The sequence below is a fragment of the Stenotrophomonas sp. P5_A9 genome (genome assembly GCF_056400525.1).
In genome coordinates, this window is record NZ_JBFULC010000002.1 from 69,442 (window position 1) to 88,367 (window position 18,926).

Genomic DNA, 18,926 nt, shown 5'->3' on the forward strand with positions numbered 1-18,926 from the left:
TTATACCATGGTCTCCGGGCGCGCTACGAGCGTTGATCGCCGCCCCCTCCCCCTCCTTCGATCCGCTCTCCTCTCCGCCTGGCCCTGCCGGCGGCGAACATCAGGTGCTGCACCCATGAAAACCGAAAAGACCCTTTGGGACCGAATCGTCCACGCCGTGCTGTTTGAAGGCATCGCCCTGTGCCTGTGCGCGCCGGTGATGTCCTACGTGCTGGGCAAGTCGCTGTTCGACACCGGCGTACTCACCATCGCCCTGGCCACGTGCGCGATGCTCTGGAACATGCTCTACAACGCAATGTTCGAGCGGGTGGAGAAGAAGTTCGGGTTCAAGCGGACCGTGCCGGTGCGTATCGGGCACGCGGTGGGCTTCGAGGGTGGGCTGGTGCTGGTGGTGGTGCTGCTGGCCGCGTGGTGGCTGTCCATCTCCTACTGGGATGCGTTCCTGTTGGAGATGGGGCTGATCGCGTTCTTCCTGCCTTACACGTATGTGTACAACCTGGTGTACGACAAGGTGCGGGAGCGGTTGGTGCGGCGTGGGGAGGCTGCGCGGGTTAGCGAGGCCTGATGATGGGGGCGCGCGCGCCAACAGGACGCCCGCTCTTGGTCTTTCGTCCCGTACGGGCAACCTTTCATCGCCGATTACCCCGCGGTCGCACTTTCATGCATTGGCTCCGGCTGAAAGGCTGTTCAGGTGTGCGATTGTCGGCCTAGGTAGCCCTGCACTTCCTGACAGTCCTGCCCAAAACGGCGCCGCAGAGAGCGCAGCCGGCCGACAGAAGAAGAGTCAAAACTACTAAAGCCAATGGCTGCTCAACACCGCCTGTAAGCAATGAAAAACCCTGAAAGATCAGCTCTGTCGCTACGAACGACAAAGCCATTGCAAAGAAGAATCTATGCGGGCGCCAAAAAGCAAAAATTGCGCACACGACAAATATCGCCAAGCAACTAAGAACTTGGTCAATGATCTCTCGCCAGACTGGTCCGACTGCCTGCACTAGCTCAACCTCGAAGAACCCTACCGGGACCCCTATGGTCAATGTTGCGAGGGACAGAGCGCTCGTTTGAAGGGCAACCCCTCGCAGGAAATAGGGCCATGTCTTCTTCACCGTAAGCATCTCATTCGCAGCGTCACTGGGAGCACCATCCTATCGTTTGTCGCGGGTGTTTACGCCACCAGAACTCACCGATTGCTTGGCAGATGAGTCCTTCGCCGCCGAGGTGCCTTTCTCAACGATATCACCGGCAGCCTTTCCGGCGAATGCACCCACTGCATTTGCTGCAGGCGCACCAATCTTCCCGTCAAGGGCCTTTTCGACGACCTTCGATACGACGTCACCTGCAGCAACCTCTGTGGCTTTGTCCACGCCCCCACCGCCTTTGACCACTTCACCTCCGATCTCAATGACGTCCTTAATCGGCCCCGCTCGACTGACATCTACCATTAGATCCAGCGCTATCTTGTCGTTCTCTTTCTGGCGCTGCTGCGCTTCGGAAAAGTTCTTCTCTCCTTTCTCTTTATCGCCTCTAGCATCCCAGTAGGCCCTTATCATTCGGCCAAGCTGCGCCGCCTGACTGCCGCGCACTCCGCTTCGGCTGGTTCGTCCATCAGGATCAGTGAAGCTATACGGATTTCCATTCGCGTACCTATAGCGATTGAACTGAGTAACGGGCTGGTCATATGCCGTTACTGGGTCAACGCTGATGAAGATTCCCAGCTCCGGATCCATGTACCGCTGCTGCATATAGCTCAGCCCAGTTGATAGATCGCCCACGTGGCCAGTATAGCCCGGTCCGTCGACTGCCCCGCCTATCAACAGGTCTCCATAGGGACCGTAGTGAAACCTATTCGTTACATTGCCACCGGCATCAGACTCTGCAACGACAGAGCCCAATGCGTCAGTATGAATGTAGGTAACTGATTGCGCAGAAGCATGGAATGTGAAAGCAGTAGCGATCACAACCATTCCCACCCAAACAGCCATCATCTTCGAGTTTATGTGCAAGCAACACCACCGAGAGAGTGCTTCATTTGTATTTTCGAGCTCCACACGCCGAACAACGAAGCGGAGCGCATCGATGGAAAGCTACCGGCGTACCGCCGCCGTCCATTCCGAGCATGCAGAAACATTGCAGGCTCTGACATATAGATCCCCGAGAGGAACAAGGTCCTTCTTAAGATTCCAGACAATAATTAAAACCGCGCCAACGTTAACTGGACTGCCGTTATAGCCTAGTTCGGGCATTGCAGCCTTATATTCGTAATATTGAGCACCTGCGGATTGAGACCATGAGAGTTCCAGACCTTTATCCCAATCCAAGCTCACTTTTCGCGACGTAACATTTAGTGGTGCTGGAGGGGCGGGAAGCTGGACATCATGACGCCCAATGATGCTCCATGGACCACAGCCGCCCTCACTACAGGCGTTGACTCGATATTGATAAGTTCCTGGCAACCGAGAAGCGAATTGCCGGGAAGTGGCGGGATTTTCGCTAATTTGAGCCCAGCCACCTGCGTTGACCGACTCTTCAAGACGATAGAAGGTGGCATCCGCCACAGCCGCCCAATAGAGCGTATAGGTCCCTGTTGATTGGGCAGGAATCGTCAGGATCGGAGCCATTGCCGGAACTGGGATCGGCAGGTGGCGAACCGTGGCCGACGCGCTCCAGGGACTGCACTCATTTCCTTGACACGCGCGAATCTGATACTGCCTCACGCCCTTCGGAACTCCAGTCACAGCGTGATTCGTCGCACCACCTGCGTACAAGCTGCCCCAGGTTGAACCACCGTCCGCAGACATGCGGAGCTCATAACGCGTCGCACCTTGCACAGCATTCCAGGCCAGCGTGTAACTACCCGTCTGGACGGAGGCAGGCGCGGACAACACGGGTGCGGCCAATCCGGTAGTGTTCTCGACTCGAGCAATGAGGTGAGCACCCAGGCTGATGTACTCAATCTCCTTTCGAGTCCGCTTATTATGCTGGTGACGCAGCACTCCGTCGTTGCCGTAGAACGAGAAGATATCCCCGTCAGCGGCGCTGTAGCTCGCTACGCGACGACCATGCGCATCGTATGCGTATGACTCCCTTCCCTTTGCGTCACGGAGTCGATTCCCTTGATCGAAGCGGAATGGCTCGCCATTCTTCTTGGCCAAGTTTCCCTGTACGTCGTAGTCCAAGCCTATGATCGCGCTACCGTCATCCTGACTCACGGTGATCATGCGATTGCGTGCGTCGTACCAATAGTTATGCTGCTTAATCCCTCCCAGCTTGGCGCTACGGAGGTTGTCCAGCACGTCATACGTAAAACGGTAGATCTTGTCGCCGCCAAACGATGAGGAGTTCGCCTGGGTTAGGCGATCCAGAGCATCGTACTGCATCTGCCGTGACTTTGACGGCTCAACCGCATCGGTGACGCTCGCCACGTTTCCGTTCTTGTCGTACATAAAACTCGTATCAAGAACGCCGGTGTCTATTGCTCGGGCGGGAAGACCACGGGCATTCTGCACCATGCTATGCGCGATGCCATTTCCATATGCGAATGAACGCAAGGCACCATCAGGATAGTGAGAAATAGCGCTTGCGTAGCTTCCGACACGTGTCGGTTGGCCAAGCGCGTTCGGCGCGAAGATGAGCTGCAAGCCACTGGGATACTGCAGGCTGGCTAGTGACGCATTGGCATCATATCCATAACCCATGGACCATATTCCCGTCCCAGGCTGCTGGAGCGTTTCACCGATGACTGGGCCGCGCTTGCTGTATGCATACGTATTGATGACCTGTTTGCCGTCTGGATTGTTAGTCACGACCTGAGTCGGTAACCCAGCGTTGTTGTAGGTCCAAGTCTGGTTCCCACTGCCGTCAGCGAAGATCAACTGCTTAAGTCGATTTCGAGCGTCATAGCTACGGTCGACGCGACGTCCCGAAGCTTGCGCCGCAGCTTCATCGCAACTGTTGGTCGCCGTCAGCGAAAGCCCAGCCGCAGACCATGCAAGGTTACCAGCGGCATCGTAGCCCGCTACGCTGGCTCCGGTCTCCGGCTCTACGCTCTTGCAGAGTTCCTGCTGCGAGTTGTACACGTATGAACGGGTCACGGCCACGCTACCCGTTGCGTTGCGGCGTTTGATCGAAATGGGCTTGCCGAATACGTCGCGCCCTATCTCTGTGAATGCTCCGGCCGGATGCTCGATCGCCACTGCAAAGTCATAGGCGGGAGCGTCATATACGCGATACTGCGTTATGGTGGCTTGCTTGCGAGGATCGGTCGTGCGAACACGCATGCCAGCCTCATACGCTGTTACCGTGGTCAGTAGACCTTGTTCGCTGTCAATCGAACTGGATGTCGGTCGACCCAGGGCATCATACTCACTCCACTGTCCCGACACTGGGTTGCTACCCGAGGCAGGATATGACTGGAAGGTCGTCCGGCCAGAATGATCGTAGGTGAAGCGCTGATATCGCTCTGTCGCGGCGACATTGCTTCCGTCACGTTCGCGGGTCAACGCTGGTCGCCACATCGCATCAAACCACGTTACCTTGTTGCGGTTACCGGTATTGCTAGTCAACCGCCAGTGGCCCGCAGCTAGTCCATGCTCAACGGAATCGACGCGCTCGAACACCTGCGTCGTGGAATTCCATGCGACGGTATCTCCGGATGCAAATGCCCTTTGAGTCTGCCGACCCATCGGGTCATAAGCATACGTCGTTTGATAGCCCATCTCGTTGGTAACAGAGCGAATCCAACCATTGTCATCCACACTCGCCGAAATCGACGTGCCATCGGCAAAGCCAATAGCCTGCGGGGTGCCGCGCTTCCAACTACTCAAGGTGGTGACATTCCCGCGCCCATCGGAAAAGCTGGCGATGCTCCCATCAGCGTGATATGCCAACTTCTGCACGAGCTTCCCGAACTGCCGACGCTCATATGGCAGTCCGTTTGCATTATAGGTGGTCTGCGCTTCGACCAGGCCCGTATCGTTGTTGGTCTSCGTGGCTACTTGCCCCAGAATCCAAGCGCTTGTGTCGTTGTAGTAAGCGGTTGTATCAGTTCGACTGACGCCCTGCGTGCTGCTTCGCGTCACGCTTGCCGGGTGACCATAGCTATCGAACGAGTTGGCCTGCCAGGTCATCGTCACACCATCGCGCACGACCTGACGCCGCTGAAGCGGTCGTACAAGCGCGGAGGTCCCATCAAACCCACCCCATGTCCAGCCATAGCGATCCGGGAAGGGCATCGTTGCCGCCTGGGAAGAGGTCAAGTAAGTAAGCTCTTCAGCTTCCAGAACCGCGCCGGACGCCGCCACGATCTTGCGTCCGAGCAACTTTCCTTCGTTGTGCTCGTACACGATTCCGTACGTCTCCTCGATACGGCTACCGTCGGGCTGGGTGATCTTAACCATCTTCGACTGCGTGCAGGTCGTGCAGGGCGTGATGGATCCCTCCCACATGTCCTGGTAGTCGCCATAGTCGCCGTAAGTCCAGCGCATCTGCGGCAGCCCTGGGCCGTCGATGGTCTTTTCGGTGATGGCCAGAACATCAGAGTAGTACGGCACCCCCAACGTATGGCGTAGCGAGCCTTCTCCGGCTGACTCGACGAAACAGTACAGCTTGGGAACACCAGCTCGGTATCTTCTTTGGTGATCGAATCTGAAATTTCCCACAGCGCCCGAAGGGTGTTTCATGCGCAGGCGATAAACCTTGTCGCGAAACGGCGCGCCGCCAGCGCAGCCCTCGCCGGGGTCTTCCGACCACTCCTCGTAGGCAATGCGATTGTCATCCAGATGAGTAATCTCCCAGCCGGCGCCATCGGGTTGGGTGACCCGCTGCAAGGCGTTCCCTGCGTATGCGTAGCTCCACGTTCTTCCGTTGGCCGATGCACTCTGTAGCTTGTTACCGGAGTAACTCAGACTAATGGCTCGCCCGTCACTGGAAGAAATTGAGGTGGGGTGACCGTTCCCGTTGTAGCTGATGCTTACGCTGTTACCAAAGCGATCTTCGATACGACTGGCCATCAAATACACTTCTACGCGCGCTTGATTGGCATTAACTGAGCTGATTGATCCCATAAGACCGACAATTCGTTCAGTACCCACGTTGAATGTGTACTTTATCCCTGAGGTTGTCTGGATAATGAAGCCCTCACCCTCATACCCAGCGATCATCGGCGTGCAGCTCACCGTATCAAGTGAGCTCGTAGTCCAGCTCCAGTTGCTGCTCTGCCTGCTTGCAGGCCTAAAGCGAGCCGGAGGGTCGCCTATCAGGGAGCGGGCGCCCTCGCCCGGTAGATTGACCGTATACCCTGACCAAATATCTTCAATGCGGAACGGCGGCGGCGTATACGGGATGAAGTTCTCGCTACACCGTTGAACCTTCCTGGAACCTCTGTAGGTCCAGCCATAGCTGGAGTCGAACACTCCAGAAATGAATGGAACGTCGATGTTCCAATCACCGGCTCCGCCGTAGATGAGTGGATCAAGCCCGAGCATCGGTATAGGACGGAGGTTGAATCTACGCGTCAGCTTTACAGGCAGGTTATTCGTGCCAGGCAGATCAATGTCCGTCTGGCCAAAATAGGCACTTTGGTCGAACACGTTGATTGAGTCCCCGAACAGATCCGAGGTCAACGGTCCCACGAGTTCTGACGACCGCAATTGCTTGTCGTACTCTTGATATGGTTTCTGGACGACTTGTTGAGCATGTGCCGAGCATGCCATTGCTGCGGCGATCACCAATGCTGCGATAGCGCGCGCGCGCAGCGACACTACGTCTTTCCTAGACTCGATCCGCATCCATGCCCCCTAATTGTCGGGAGCGAGTATTCCGCTACACCTGGCATTATGTCAAGACGGCGTGATGACTCTCCCTAATGGCTGACTATGTCCCAGTGTCAGTCGGTCGTGGTCGATCCGGTGGCCAACAATGCTCCACACTGACCTCCAGGCGCGCGGCGTCTTCTTGACGGGGTTGGAAAGAACTTGAAGTGGATGTCAGAAGAGTGGCAATCCGCGATGCACTTTGCTTTCGATCTACGTCCAGAATGGCACGAACGTTCCAGGTCACAGTGACTTTTCCGCCGCACGATCACCGGTCGATATCCTGATTTCGGATATCCCAGATGCCGCAGTAGGGTTGCTTTGCCAAGGAGAACTCTCATGCCAACCGCGAGATATGGTTTTTCCTATCTGTTAGCTGCGCATTCGAAACGTACGCACGCTTTCAACACCCGCGGCGTCTCTGCCGCCGCAAGTGCGATGGCCTACGTTCGAGTTCGATACGGCATTGGTCCAGCTTCTTCGAATGCTGCTACCCGATCGCCCTCAACCAGAATCAACCCGCGCAACTTTCGCCCCACCATCACCCCCACCTCTCCAAAACCTCAACTCCAGTTGACGCCGTCGTTCGCAYCAGCTGCGACCCCCTGCGAGTTTCATCCCACTTCCGCACATCCACCGCACTCCATTTCGCATCATTGCAAATGCTGCCCACCTGCTCGGTTGACCCTCCCCCACCCCGAAAGCATGGTGCACGCATGAACACTCTCACGCGCATCGCCCTGCTTGGCGACGTGGCCAGCATCCGCCAAGGCCACCCCTTTCGCGGTGCCATCGGCGCCGTACCGGGGGGCCCGGTGCAGGTCATCCAATTGAAGAACCTCTGCGCCGATGGCCTGCGGGAGCGCGAGCACTTGCTGCGTACCGTGCTGCGCGCACGCAAGCCGCCGGACTGGGTGCAGGATCAGGATGTCCTGATCGCGGCACGCGGCAATCACCCGCTGGCGATGTTGCTACGTGCGCCGCCAGAATCCACCGTGTGCAGTCCGCACATGTACATGGTGAGGGTGAGCACGGCCGACCTGCTGCCGGCGTTTCTGGCATGGCAGTTGAACCAGCGCGCGGCCCAGGCCTACCTGCACCAGCAGGCGGCGGGATCGCGCCAACAGAGCCTGCGCAAGACGGTGGTGGCGCAGTTGCCGCTGCGCATTCCGCCGCTGCCACAGCAGCAGCGCATCGTGGCGATCGCCCAGGCGGTGCAGGCCGAGCAGCGCTGCCTGGAAGCGCTGATCCACAACCGCCAACAGGAGATCGCCGTTGTGGCCGAGCAGTTTCTGCAGGGAGGTGCCGCATGAACCTGATTGCCGCGTTGCCGGGCGCGCATGCCACGCTGGCCGCGCTCACCGCCGCCCGCGAGGTGCTGGTAGACGCCGCCGAGGGCGAGGCCGCCACGCACCTGCTGCTGGCTTTGCTGTTGCTCAAGATCGCCAGCGATACCGAGGCCGCCGCGCACGATCCGAGCGGCGCGTATGGGTCACCGCTTACCTGGCCGCCCGGCGCTCCCGGCGCACAGCTGCTGGCGGTACCGGCCGATGCCCGCTTTGAGGCGCTGCATCACCATCGCTTCGCAGTAGGCAACGACCTGCGCATCATGACCGCCCTGCAGCGGCTGGCCCAATCCAATCCGGCCACGCTGGGCGAGGTGTTCGATGTGCTGCGCCTGCACGATGGCTGGCCGCGCGATGCCGACCGGCGCGAGGTGGCCCTGTCGCGGCTGCTGGGGCGGTTGTCAGTGCCTGCGTTGGATTTCCGCAGCCTGCGCGGCGCCTATCGCAGCGACATCGGCGAGGCAGTGGATCGGTTGCTGGAGCGTAATCAACCGCGGCGCAGCAAACTGCCGCTTGCACATGTGCCCGATGCGCTGGGCTGGCTGATGGCTGCGTTGATGGACCCGGCAGAGGACGAGGGCATCTGTGATCCGTCCTGCCACAGCGGCAGCCTGCTGCTGGCCGCCAGCCGCTGGGCGCGAACGCGGCATGGTGCCCGCCGCCACCGGCTGGCCGGCCAGGAGGACATGGACGACGGCTGGGCGCGCACCCGCCTGCGCCTGTTGCTGCACGGCGAAGACAATCATGCCGTACACGGGGGCACGCCGTTGCGGCACGACATGCTGGTGCAGCCGGACGGCACGCTGCAGCGTTTTCACGTGCAGCTGTCGCGGCCGCCGTTTGCGCTGGCGTGGGCGCCCGAGCGCGCGCCTCGTGATCCACACCGGCGCTTCGTGCACGGCCTGCCCCCGCGCCAGTGGGGACATCTGGCGCTGTTGCAGCACATGCTCAAGGCGATGGACCCGCAGCGCGGGCGCATCGCCCTCGTGGTGCCACACGGCGTGCTGTTCCGCGCCGGCGATGAGGCGCTCATCCGCCGACGCCTGCTGGACGCCAACCTGATCGAGACGGTGATCGGCCTGCCCGACCGGCTGTTTGCCGGCACCCCGGTCGCCACGGCGCTGCTGGTCCTGCGCAGCGTGCGCAATGACGAAGCGGTGCTGTTCATCGATGCGCGCCAGCTGCAGTCCAGTGGCAGGCGTTCCGCCAAGCTGGACCGTGCTGGCGCCGAGCAGCTGCTGGCGCTCTGCCAGGCGCGCAAGGATGTGCCCGGGCTGGTCTGCCGCGCCGATCCGGCGCTGATTGCACACCACGATGGCAACCTGAGCGTTGCCCGCTACGTGCACCCGGAATCCACAGACGCCTCGCCATCGCTGGACGCCGTTCGCCGCGAGCGGGCGACGTTGCGGTCGCGGTTGAATGCGCTGGAGCAGGCGCTGGACGTGGATCTGCGCACGCTGGAACAACCGTATGCGGCGGCCGCTGAGCGTGGCGCGGCATGACCGGCACGGCCAGAACGGCTGATCGACGGGTGCTATCTGCTTGTTGGAAAGCATCAGAACTATGCGGCACCCGCGTCATGCGGTGATCAGGAAACGGAATGATGCACACGGTGTGGGCGAAGCCCGCTGCGCCAGACTGCGGGTATGTCGCATTCCCTTTCCCTTACTGTCTCGTCCGCCTGCGTACACGTGCGCAGGTCATCTCGCCGGCCCAGCCATCGCACACATGACGCTGCTGGGAGTCGCGCATGAAACCTGCGACTACCGTGAAGCACTCGGCACTGGGCTGGCTGCGCCGGTTGGGCTGGCGGTACCTGTCGCCGGTGGACCATGCGGCGTACCAGAGCGAAAATGCAAATGGCATCCTGTTGCCAAGATTGCGGCAGCGGCTGCAGGCAATACGGTTTGCGGCGCGCGGACAGACCTGGTCCCTGGACGAAAGCGGCATGGCCCAGGTGTTGGCGGCACTGGGCCGGGTGGTGCAGCGGCGCGGGGTCCGCGAGGGCAATGACGCGCTGCTTCGGCTGTTGCTGGACGGCATCGATATCGAGCAGCACTTGCCGGACGGCCAACGGGTACACGCCTGTGTACAGGTGATCGACTGGGACCACGTGGAGCGCAACGGCTGGGATGTTGCGGAATCTCCGGGTGGACAGGTAGCCCGCGATGCCGTCGCCCGTGTGGATGCGTTGGCTGGCTACGTCAACGGGCTGCCGCTGCTGGGTGTGCTGTGTGTGGAGCGCGATGGCCAGTGGCGCTGGGGAAGCGACGTGGAGGCGATTGCGTTACTGCAGCGGCAGCGTCCCGGGCCGGCACTTTCTTCTGCACAGGTGCTGATGGCATTGGATCGTCGCGGCGGGCGATACGCCACCCACGGCTCGCCGCCTGAAGACTGGGTGCACTGGCGCGAACAGGGTTGGGCGCCCGCACGCCTGCAGCAACTGCGCATGGCGCTGCCCACACCGACGGATAACGACCGTGGCGAGGCGCTTGCCGATCTACGCGCCGTACACGCCCCGCTGCTGGCAGGGGTAATGGCACCGGAGCGGGTGCTGGCCCTGCTGCGCGGTTTCATCGATGTCGCCGCCGATGGACGGCGCCGCATCGCGCGCTCGGCGCAGTTCTTTGCGGTGCAGGCGGCACTGGATCAGCTGCGGCGCATCGATGTGCAGGGGCGACGCTGCGGCGGACAGCTGTGTCTGGCGCCCGGCAGCGGGATGCAGCTGACGCGGCACTGGCTGCTGCACCACCTGCGACGCGATCCCTGGTTGCGTCATTGCCGGGTGTTGCGGGTGCAGTCGCCCGCGTCGCTGTCTGCGGCGATGCGCGACGCGCCGTCGCCGCTGTCGCCGGGACGGCGTCTGGCCGCCTTCCTGGCCGACGGGCGCGGCACCACGCTTCACACCTCCCTGGTGACGCTGCAGGCATGGCTGCGCCGACGCGATGCACAGTACGCTGGCGACGACCTGGTCCTGCTGGTGGACGCCGACCTGCAGCACAGCCATCCCGCCTGGCTGCAACGTGCACACGAGCGCCTGCCGCGCGCGGCGTGGTTGTGGCTGACATCGACGCCGGCCCCCTGCGTGGGCGAAGGCGGACAGGACGCCCCGCTGCTGTATGCCTATCCGCCCGCGCACGGCGTGGCGGACGGTGTACTGGCGCCGGTGTATCAGCAGACGTTGCAGTCTTCGCCGGTAGCCGCCATCGTGCACGATACCCAGCCGGATTCACCAGATACCCGCGTGGCTGCACTGGCTGCGGCGATCTGCCAGCACGTTGCCGACAGCCTCCTGCGCACCGAACGCGACCTGCAGGCACTGCTGCTGGTGGCCAGCAACGAAGACGCGCGGCACTATCAGCGCGCCTTCGTGCGGGAAGGCACGTTGCGCAGTGCGCTCGTACCGGCCACCGCGCGGTGCGTGGCCAGCCGTCGCCATGGTGATCTCGGGCAGATACAGCTGTTGATCGCTGCTGCCGGCGTGGCACTGCCCTCGTTCGATGCGCGTCTGGCGGTGGTGTATCTGGACCGCGAGTTGTCTGGCACTCCGCTGGCGGGCGCCGTGGCCCTGCTCAGCCGCCCACACCAAGACAAGCGCTGCGCGTGGCTGGTGAACCTGCGCGCCTCGGGTTGCCCCCTACCGGGGCCGGACGCGTGGGCACCGGGCCCACGACAAGACCTGGACGCCGCCCTGCCCCGCCACCATCAACGCCTGCGCGCTCTGCTACCGGCCGCAAGCGGCAGCAACTTCCACGCCTGTCGCACGCACCTGGCGCCGCGCTGGGCACTGGACACGCACGGCGAACCCCGTGACCTGCACCGCCAGCGTCGGCGCTGCCTGCACCGACGGGTGACCACGTTCGGCCAGCAGCTCCAAGCCGCGTTGCTCACCGCCGATGATCAGCAGGACATGGCCGAGGGCAGCCAGCGCTGGCGCTACCAGTACGACCTGCACTTCTGTTCGTTGTTGCGCGATGCCGTCACCGTGGACGCGCAGGAACAGCCGCTGTATGTGGCCGAGGACGTGCGCATCCGGCACTGGGCGCGCGAGCGGGCACCGCAGGTGCAGGAACCGGCGTGGGAGTACCTCAGCCTGCAGGCCATGGACACGGCGGATGTCCGGCATGAGGCGGACGCGCTGCACAGCCAACTGCGCGTCCAGCTGGACGTCGATACGGTCGCCCCGGAGATGCGACGTCGCACGCACCATCAGCTGCGTGCGCTGCTGGCCCAGCCTGCCACGCCGGCCCGACGCTTGAAGGGCCTGAGGGCGCTGCACGCAACCCTCGACCGTGATGGGTCCGGCGCTGAGTACGCTGCATCTCCACTGCTGCAAGCCTGCCACGGGCTGCTTACCCGTCATTTGGGCGCTGCCGGCGGCCGGGCGCAGCTGCGGCTGCGGCAGGCGCTGGCCGCGCAGCTGGAAGCGGCGTTGATTGATGTCCGCGTAGCGCACGCGGGCGCGCCGCATCTGATAGCGATGGCGCTGCGCCGACGATTGACGCCCGCCTGGCCGATGCAGCTCACGCCGCAGCAGCGCGACGCCGTGCTGGACGGCCTGCCCGCGCTGCTTGGCCGGGCGGCGCTGTTCGAGGCGGTGCCATTGGACTGAGCGCCCGAGGGCTCAGGGCATTACGGGCGGCACGTAGGTCAGGGTCATGCCCAGCAGCCACAGCAGGCCCAGCACCAGCGGGATGTGCACCAGCAGCTGGATGAAGGTGAAGCCGACGATGTCGCGCGCCTTCAGCCCCAGCACGCCCAGCAGCGGCAGCATCCAGAACGGGTTGATCAGGTTGGGCAGCGCCTCGGCGGCGTTGTAGACCTGTACCGCCCAGCCCAGGTGCGCGCGCAGTTCGTTGGCCGCCTGCATCACATAGAGCGCCTCGATGATCCACTTGCCGCCGCCGGAGGGCACGAAGAACCCCAGCACCGCCGAGTACACGCCCATTACCAAGGCGAAGCTGTCGGTGGTGGCGATATGCACGAACAGGCTGGAGAGCCGATGCGCCAACGTTTCATCGCCGCTGCCCACCGCGTGGGTGAGGATCATGGCGATGCCGCCGTACAGCGGGAACTGGATCAGCACGCCGGTGGTGCTGGGCACGGCCTTGGCCACTGCGTTGAGGAAGCTGCGCGGCCGCCAGTGCAGCAGCAGGCCCAGCGAGATGAACAGAAAGTTGTAGGTGTTGAGGTTGGCAATCGCACTTACCAGCGGCTTGCTGGCGAACTCGCCGAACAGCCAGCCGAAGGCCAGTAGCGAGAGCAGCACGGTCAACAGCGGACTGTATTCCAGCCATTCGCCGGGGCGGGTGCGCGGTTGCAGCGGCTGCGGCTCGGCTTGGGCGGCACCGTCGAATTCGCGGGCGGTGCGGGCCGTGGCCGGGCCCGGCGCGGTGAGCCAGGCGATGAGCAGCGAGACCAGGATGAGCGCGGTGGTGAGGGCGATGGACTGCCACAGGAAGATGGTTTCGGTGAAGGGCAACACGCCGGTGATCTCCACCAGTCCCGGCGGCATGCTGACCGGGTTGGCCTGCAGCTGCGCGGCCGAGGAACTCAGGCCCATCGCCCACACCGCGCCCAGCCCGAGGTAGGCCGAGGCGCCGGCGGCGCGGTAATCCATCTTGAGGTCTTCGCGGCGCGCCAGCGCGCGTACCAGCAGCCCGCCGAACACCAGCGAGAAGCCCCAGCTGAGCAGCGAGGCCAGCATGCTGACCAGGCCAACGTACACCACCGCGCCGCGGCCGGTGCGCGGCACCCGCGCCAGTTGGTCGATGAAGCGCGCCACAATGGGGGCGGTGGCCAATGCGTAGCCACCGATGACCACGAACGCCATCTGCATGGTGAAGGGGATCAGGCTCCAGAAGCCCTCGCCGAAGGCGCTGGCGGTGGCCTGTGGGGTGGCGCCGAAGCCCATGGCGGCACCGGCCACGATGATGACGCCGAGGACGGCGAAGACGTAGGCATCGGGGAACCATTTTTCGGCCCATGCGGCCGAGCGCAGGGCTGCGCGCGCCATGAAGCCGTCCCGAATCGTTGTCGACGTGGCCATTGGCTCTCTCCCGGAGCATTCAATGGGGGGATTCTGTGGGTTGGCGGGGGCGGTGTCAGTCGCCTATTGGTCTTAGGGGGCGGTGTTGGGCACGTGGGGATGGCGCATGGGCGGCGCCTGAGCAGGGTCGGGAGCCGGCCAGCGGCCGGCACTACCGGTCATGGACCTGCTGGGTTACGGGATGCCGAGCATGGCTCGGCACTACCGGGGCATGGCGCTGCTGGGTTGTGGGCTGCCGAGCGTGGCTCGGCACTACCGGGTCATGGCGCTGCTGGGTTAAGGGCTGCCGAGCATGGCTCGGCACTACCGGGGCATGACCGGTTGGCGTTGGCCTGCCTTCAATGGAACGCCAGGGCGGCGGCGATGCCGGCGAACAGGGTGGCGCCTACCCAGTTGTTGTGCAGGAAGGCCTTGAAGCAGCGGTCGCGTTCGCGCTTCTGGCACAGCATGAACTCGTAGACGATCAGCAGGGCAGCCACGCCCAGTGACAGCCAGTACGCCGCGCCCAGTCCGGCGCGGACGCCGACCAGGGCCATCGTGCCCAGGAACAGTGCGTAGAGGATGCCCTGGATGACCAGGTCCAGATCCCCGAACAGGATCGCCGTGGAGTGCGAGCCCATCTTCAGGTCGTCGTCGCGGTCCACCATGGCGTACCAGGTGTCATAGGCGGTGGACCACAGGATGTTGGCGCCATACAGCAGCCAGCCGATCACCGGCACCTCGCCCTGCACGGCGGCGAAGGCCATCGGGATGCCCCAGCCGAAGGCCATGCCCAGGTAGACCTGCGGCAGGTGGGTGTAGCGCTTGAGGTAGGGGTAGCTGGCGGCCAGGAAGATGCCGATGAAGCTCAGCCCGATGGTCAGCGCGTTCAGGGTGAGCACCAGGGCGAAGGCGACCAGCATCAGCACCGCGAACAGCACGAGCGCCTCGCGCCCGGACACCCTGCCACTGGCCAGCGGGCGGTCCTTGGTGCGCTTGACGTGCGGGTCCAGCCAGCGGTCGGCGTAATCGTTGATGACGCAGCCGGCCGACCGCGTCAGCCATACCCCGGCGCTGAACACGAACAGGGTCCACAGCGACGGCAGGCCGCCGGTGGCCAGCCACAACGCCCACCAGGTGGGCCAAAGCAGCAACAGGGTGCCGATCGGGCGATCGGCGCGCATCAGTTTCCAGTACTGGCCCCAGCGCGACGGCGCACCGCCGGCGGGGACTTCAAAACGTTCATAAGCCATGCGCAAAGGATACCGCCAAGCCCCGCAGCCGGCGTTGCCGGGGCAGGCGTTTGTACAGGGGGCAGACCTGCGCGGCGTTTCCCGCTAGAATGCTCCTCCCGCGCCACCAAGGCGTCAGGCGGCCAGCATCGGCGCCCGGGAACGCAGGACACAACGCGCTCGTAGCTCAGCCGGATAGAGTAGTGGCTTCCGAAGCCATTGGTCGGGGGTTCGAATCCCTCCGGGCGCACCATCTCCGCCATTGCATGGCGACCCCAGCCTCCCCGTTTCTCCAAGTCGCCGCCGGCGGCATGGCTGTGCGTCCGTGGCACGCGCCGCGTGCGCTGGACGCCCTCCCCTCCCATCATCAACACTGCCGGCATGACTCCACCGGATCTGTTGAACCTGGCGGCGGGTGCCGCGACGCTCGGGCTGGCTGCGTTGAGTGCGGGCATGGGATGCGGGCTGCAGACGCGTGCGGCCCGGTATATCACCGCGTTCTTCGCCTGCTTTGCGTTGGCCAATCTGTTCGGCACCTTCCTGCTGGGCGGCGATGCGTGGCTGACGGCGGCAGCGGTGCGCTGGCTGCGCGTGATTGAAGTGCCGCTGGTCTACCTGCTGGGACCGTTGCTGTATGGCTATGCGCGTGCAGTGACCCGCCCTGGCCATACGCCCACGCGCGCGCGCCTGCGCTGGCACCTGCTGCCGGCGGGGATGGCCTTCGTCGTCTCGCTGGCCAACGCAGTGGCACCGTTCGATACCGCCGCGGCAGGTGAAACGGTCTTCCTGCTCAGCTTCCATGCGTGGCTGCTGCAGGGCACCCCGTATCTGCTGGCCGCGCTATGGCATGCCTTTCACCCGCACCTGCCGCAGGAACACGACGCGGCGCGCCAGCTCGGCTGGCTGCGCGGCCTGCTGGCGGTGATCGTGGCGTGCTGGATCTCCAGCACGCTCGGACGCTGGGCACCGGCGGCCGATATCCCCGGTTGGCCGTGGCTCGGCGTGGCGCTGAACTGGCTGACCACCGCCGGCATGTACGTGCTGGCCCTGTCCGGTCTGCGCCAGCGCATCCTGATGGCACGGCCGCCGGCCGCCAGGAACACGGACGCGCGCGACGCAACCGCCACCGGCACCGCGATGGACCCGCGCTACCAGCGCTCCGGGCTGGATGCATCCCATTGCGCGCGGATCGCCGCCGAACTCACCCGTCTGGTGCAGGCCGAGCGGTTGTATGCCGACCCCGACTTCGACCTGCTGCGCCTGAGCCAGCGCAGCGGTTGGCCACCGAACCATGTGTCGCAGGCATTGAATCAGGGCCTGGGGCAGAACTTCTTCGAGTTCGTGAACACCTTCCGCATCGCCAGTGCGACGGCCAGCCTGGCCGATGGCGGCGATGGTCGCAGCGTGTTGGAGATCGCCCTGGCCTCCGGCTTCGGCAGCAAATCGACCTTCAACGCAGTGTTCAAGCGGGTGACCGGCCACACTCCGCGCGAGTACCGGCGCCTGCCCGCCACCGACAAGCAGGCCGGCAGCTGCCCCTGAAGGTGCGATCCGGCACGATCAGACGAATCGTGCCTTGACCTCTGCTGTCCTGCGCACCTACTCGGACAAGGTGGGGTGCGGGATGCGATGCATACGATGGCTATTTGTTGCGTTGATGGCGGCCGGCGCGGTCACGGCGCAGACGCAGGATGCCGAAGCGGTACTGGCGCGTGCCAAGGCCAGCAGCGGGGGCGCGAACTGGGACAGCGTGCAGACGCTGCAGATGGCGGGCACCCGATCGGCCGGCGGCCTGAGCGGTGCCTGGCAGCTCACCCAGGCGCTGGGCAGCGGCCGTTACGTCGAATCCTCGGCGTTGGGTGCGTTCCAACAGGCCCACGGCTTTGATGGCCAGCACGTGTGGCGGCGCGACCCGGGCGGCGAGATCGGGTTGCTCAATGGGGTGGTGCCGCTGCGTCAGGCACGTACCCAGGCGTGGCTGGCGGCGCGGACGTACTGGCATGTCGGCGGCCTGCCGGCAGGCCATGCCGCCGTGCGCGCGCAGACGCTGGAAGGCCGGCGCTACACCCTCATCGCAGCAACGCCTGACGGTGGCGATCCGCTCGAGCTGTGGTTCGATGCCGGCACCGGCCTGCTTGCCCGCGTCGTGGTTCCGGCCATCGGGGGGTCGACGGTATCGGTGCCGAGCGATTACCGGCAGGTAGACGGCCTGCAGTTGCCGCACCGGATCACCGTCGACGCGATCGACAGCCGCGGCCACAGCGATCCGCGCCTGCGCACTGTGCTGCAGGTGCAGCGTTACGCGATCAACGCACCGCTCGCCGAGGCAGCCTTCGCGCCACCGCCGATGCCGACCGATGCCTACGTGGACAACCCTGCCGGCATCACCCGGGTGCCCTTCGACCTGGTCAACAACCATATGTATGTCGATGCCGAAGTGGATGGAAAGCCGGCGCGCTTCCTGGTCGATACCGGCGCGGTGAACCTGCTCACGCCCGCCGCGGCCAAGCGCCTGGGCGTCGCCAGCGCGGGAAAGCTGAGCATCAGCGGTGCCGGCGACGCGGCCATCGACCTGAGCCTGGCACAAGGGCGCGCGCTGCGCGTCGGTGAGGCGCATCTGCCGCATCCGGTGTTCTACGTCGTTGAGCTGGGCGAGCAGCTGAATTCGATGGGCGTGGCCTACGACGGCTTCATCGGCTATGAGACCTTCCGTCGTTTCGTCACCACCTTCGATTACGCCGCAGGCGTACTGACCTTCGCTGAGCCCGGTCGCTTCCCGCCGCCGGTCGATGCGGTCGTGCTTGCCTTCGAGCAGGACGACCGTGCGCCGGTCCTGTCCGGCGTGCTGGACGGGATCCCGTTGCGGCTGTGGATCGACTCGGGGTCACGCGGTTCGCTCAGCCTGAACAGCCCGTTCGTGCGCCGCCACGGCCTGCTTGAAAAGTACGGTGCCAGCGGCGAAGCCGTGGTCGGCTGGGGCATCGGTGGGCCGGCCCGCGCCCATCCGGCGCGGCTGGGCGTTCTGCACCTGGGCAGCATCGTGGTTGAGGGGCTGGCGGGGGACCTGTCGACGACCGGCAAGGGCGCGTTGGCCACGGCCGATTACGGCGCGATCCTCGGCGGCGCGGTGCTGCGGCGTTTTACGGTGGGTCTGGATTACGACCGCAAGCACATGTACCTGACCGCCAATGCCGAAAATGCGTCACCGGAGCCGTTCGACCGCAGCGGGCTGTGGCTGCAAGCCGATGGCGCGGTAGTGCGCGTAGGCGATGTTGCTGCGGGCACCGCCGCCGCGCGGGCGGGGCTGCGCGAGGACGATCGCATCGTGTCCCTGCGCGGTGCGCCGGTGGCCACCCGCGGCCTCGGCGACTGGCGGGTGATGCTGCGGGAACTGCCGGTAGGCGAACGCGTTGCGGTCGGCTATGTTCGCGATGGAAAGGCGGCGGTGGCAGAGATGGTGCTGGCCGATCGCATTGCGCCGCGCTGGCCTGCGGATTGAGGCGCCGGCCTT

10 protein-coding genes and 1 tRNA gene are annotated in these 18,926 nt (G+C 64.0%); 7 read left to right on the forward strand and 4 right to left on the reverse strand.

Annotation, left to right across the window (positions count from 1 at the left end; translation table 11 throughout):
* Positions 1-115: 115 nt before the first annotated feature.
* On the forward strand, positions 116-565 hold the full coding sequence (locus tag AC1DR7_RS01080; protein ID WP_478051071.1) for a multidrug/biocide efflux PACE transporter: 450 nt from the start codon (positions 116-118) through the stop codon (positions 563-565).
* Positions 566-1,145: 580 nt separating this feature from the next.
* Here the strand turns inward: AC1DR7_RS01080 and AC1DR7_RS01085 are convergent.
* Together AC1DR7_RS01085 and AC1DR7_RS01090 are read right to left on the reverse strand one after the other, a co-directional pair.
* The gene (locus AC1DR7_RS01085; RefSeq protein WP_457322303.1) at positions 1,146-1,985 is read right to left on the reverse strand and encodes an RHS repeat-associated core domain-containing protein; all 840 of its coding nucleotides are present in this window, start codon (positions 1,983-1,985) and stop codon (positions 1,146-1,148) included.
* Between the two features lie 99 nt (positions 1,986-2,084).
* On the reverse strand, positions 2,085-6,758 hold the full coding sequence (locus AC1DR7_RS01090) for an RHS repeat domain-containing protein (protein ID WP_478076365.1): 4,674 nt from the start codon (positions 6,756-6,758) through the stop codon (positions 2,085-2,087).
* A 767-nt stretch (positions 6,759-7,525) separates the two neighbouring features.
* Between AC1DR7_RS01090 and AC1DR7_RS01095 the strand changes: the two genes are divergently transcribed.
* From AC1DR7_RS01095 to AC1DR7_RS01105, 3 genes are all read left to right on the forward strand, one after another.
* Positions 7,526-8,122, forward strand: a complete 597-nt coding sequence (locus AC1DR7_RS01095) for a restriction endonuclease subunit S (RefSeq protein WP_478050931.1) — start codon at positions 7,526-7,528, stop codon at positions 8,120-8,122.
* Positions 8,119-9,657, forward strand: a complete 1,539-nt coding sequence (locus AC1DR7_RS01100; RefSeq protein WP_457318981.1) for an HsdM family class I SAM-dependent methyltransferase — start codon at positions 8,119-8,121, stop codon at positions 9,655-9,657. The genes AC1DR7_RS01095 and AC1DR7_RS01100 overlap by 4 nt, the downstream gene beginning before the upstream one ends.
* A 248-nt stretch (positions 9,658-9,905) precedes the next feature.
* Complete coding sequence (locus AC1DR7_RS01105; RefSeq protein WP_478054262.1) at positions 9,906-12,767, forward strand: type I restriction endonuclease; 2,862 nt, start codon at positions 9,906-9,908, stop codon at positions 12,765-12,767.
* A 12-nt stretch (positions 12,768-12,779) separates the two neighbouring features.
* Here the strand turns inward: AC1DR7_RS01105 and AC1DR7_RS01110 are convergent, their stop codons facing one another.
* Both AC1DR7_RS01110 and ubiA read right to left on the reverse strand, forming a co-directional pair.
* A complete protein-coding gene (locus AC1DR7_RS01110) occupies positions 12,780-14,171 on the reverse strand; it encodes a short-chain fatty acid transporter (protein ID WP_457318983.1) in 1,392 nt (463 codons plus the stop codon).
* Between the two features lie 371 nt (positions 14,172-14,542).
* Complete coding sequence (ubiA, locus tag AC1DR7_RS01115; protein ID WP_457318984.1) at positions 14,543-15,436, reverse strand: 4-hydroxybenzoate octaprenyltransferase; 894 nt, start codon at positions 15,434-15,436, stop codon at positions 14,543-14,545.
* 155 nt (positions 15,437-15,591) lie between these two features.
* Here ubiA and AC1DR7_RS01120 point away from each other — a divergent pair.
* The 3 genes from AC1DR7_RS01120 to AC1DR7_RS01130 all read left to right on the forward strand — a co-directional run bounded on the left by AC1DR7_RS01120 (position 15,592) and on the right by AC1DR7_RS01130 (position 18,914).
* Positions 15,592-15,668: transfer RNA gene (locus tag AC1DR7_RS01120), tRNA-Arg, on the forward strand.
* 128 nt (positions 15,669-15,796) lie between these two features.
* Positions 15,797-16,957, forward strand: coding sequence for a helix-turn-helix domain-containing protein (locus AC1DR7_RS01125; protein ID WP_457318985.1), 1,161 nt, complete (start codon positions 15,797-15,799; stop codon positions 16,955-16,957).
* Between the two features lie 34 nt (positions 16,958-16,991).
* Positions 16,992-18,914 carry a pepsin/retropepsin-like aspartic protease family protein gene (locus AC1DR7_RS01130; protein ID WP_478076366.1) on the forward strand — a complete coding sequence of 641 codons (1,923 nt, stop codon included), beginning with the start codon at positions 16,992-16,994 and terminating at the stop codon, positions 18,912-18,914.
* Positions 18,915-18,926: the final 12 nt, after the last annotated feature.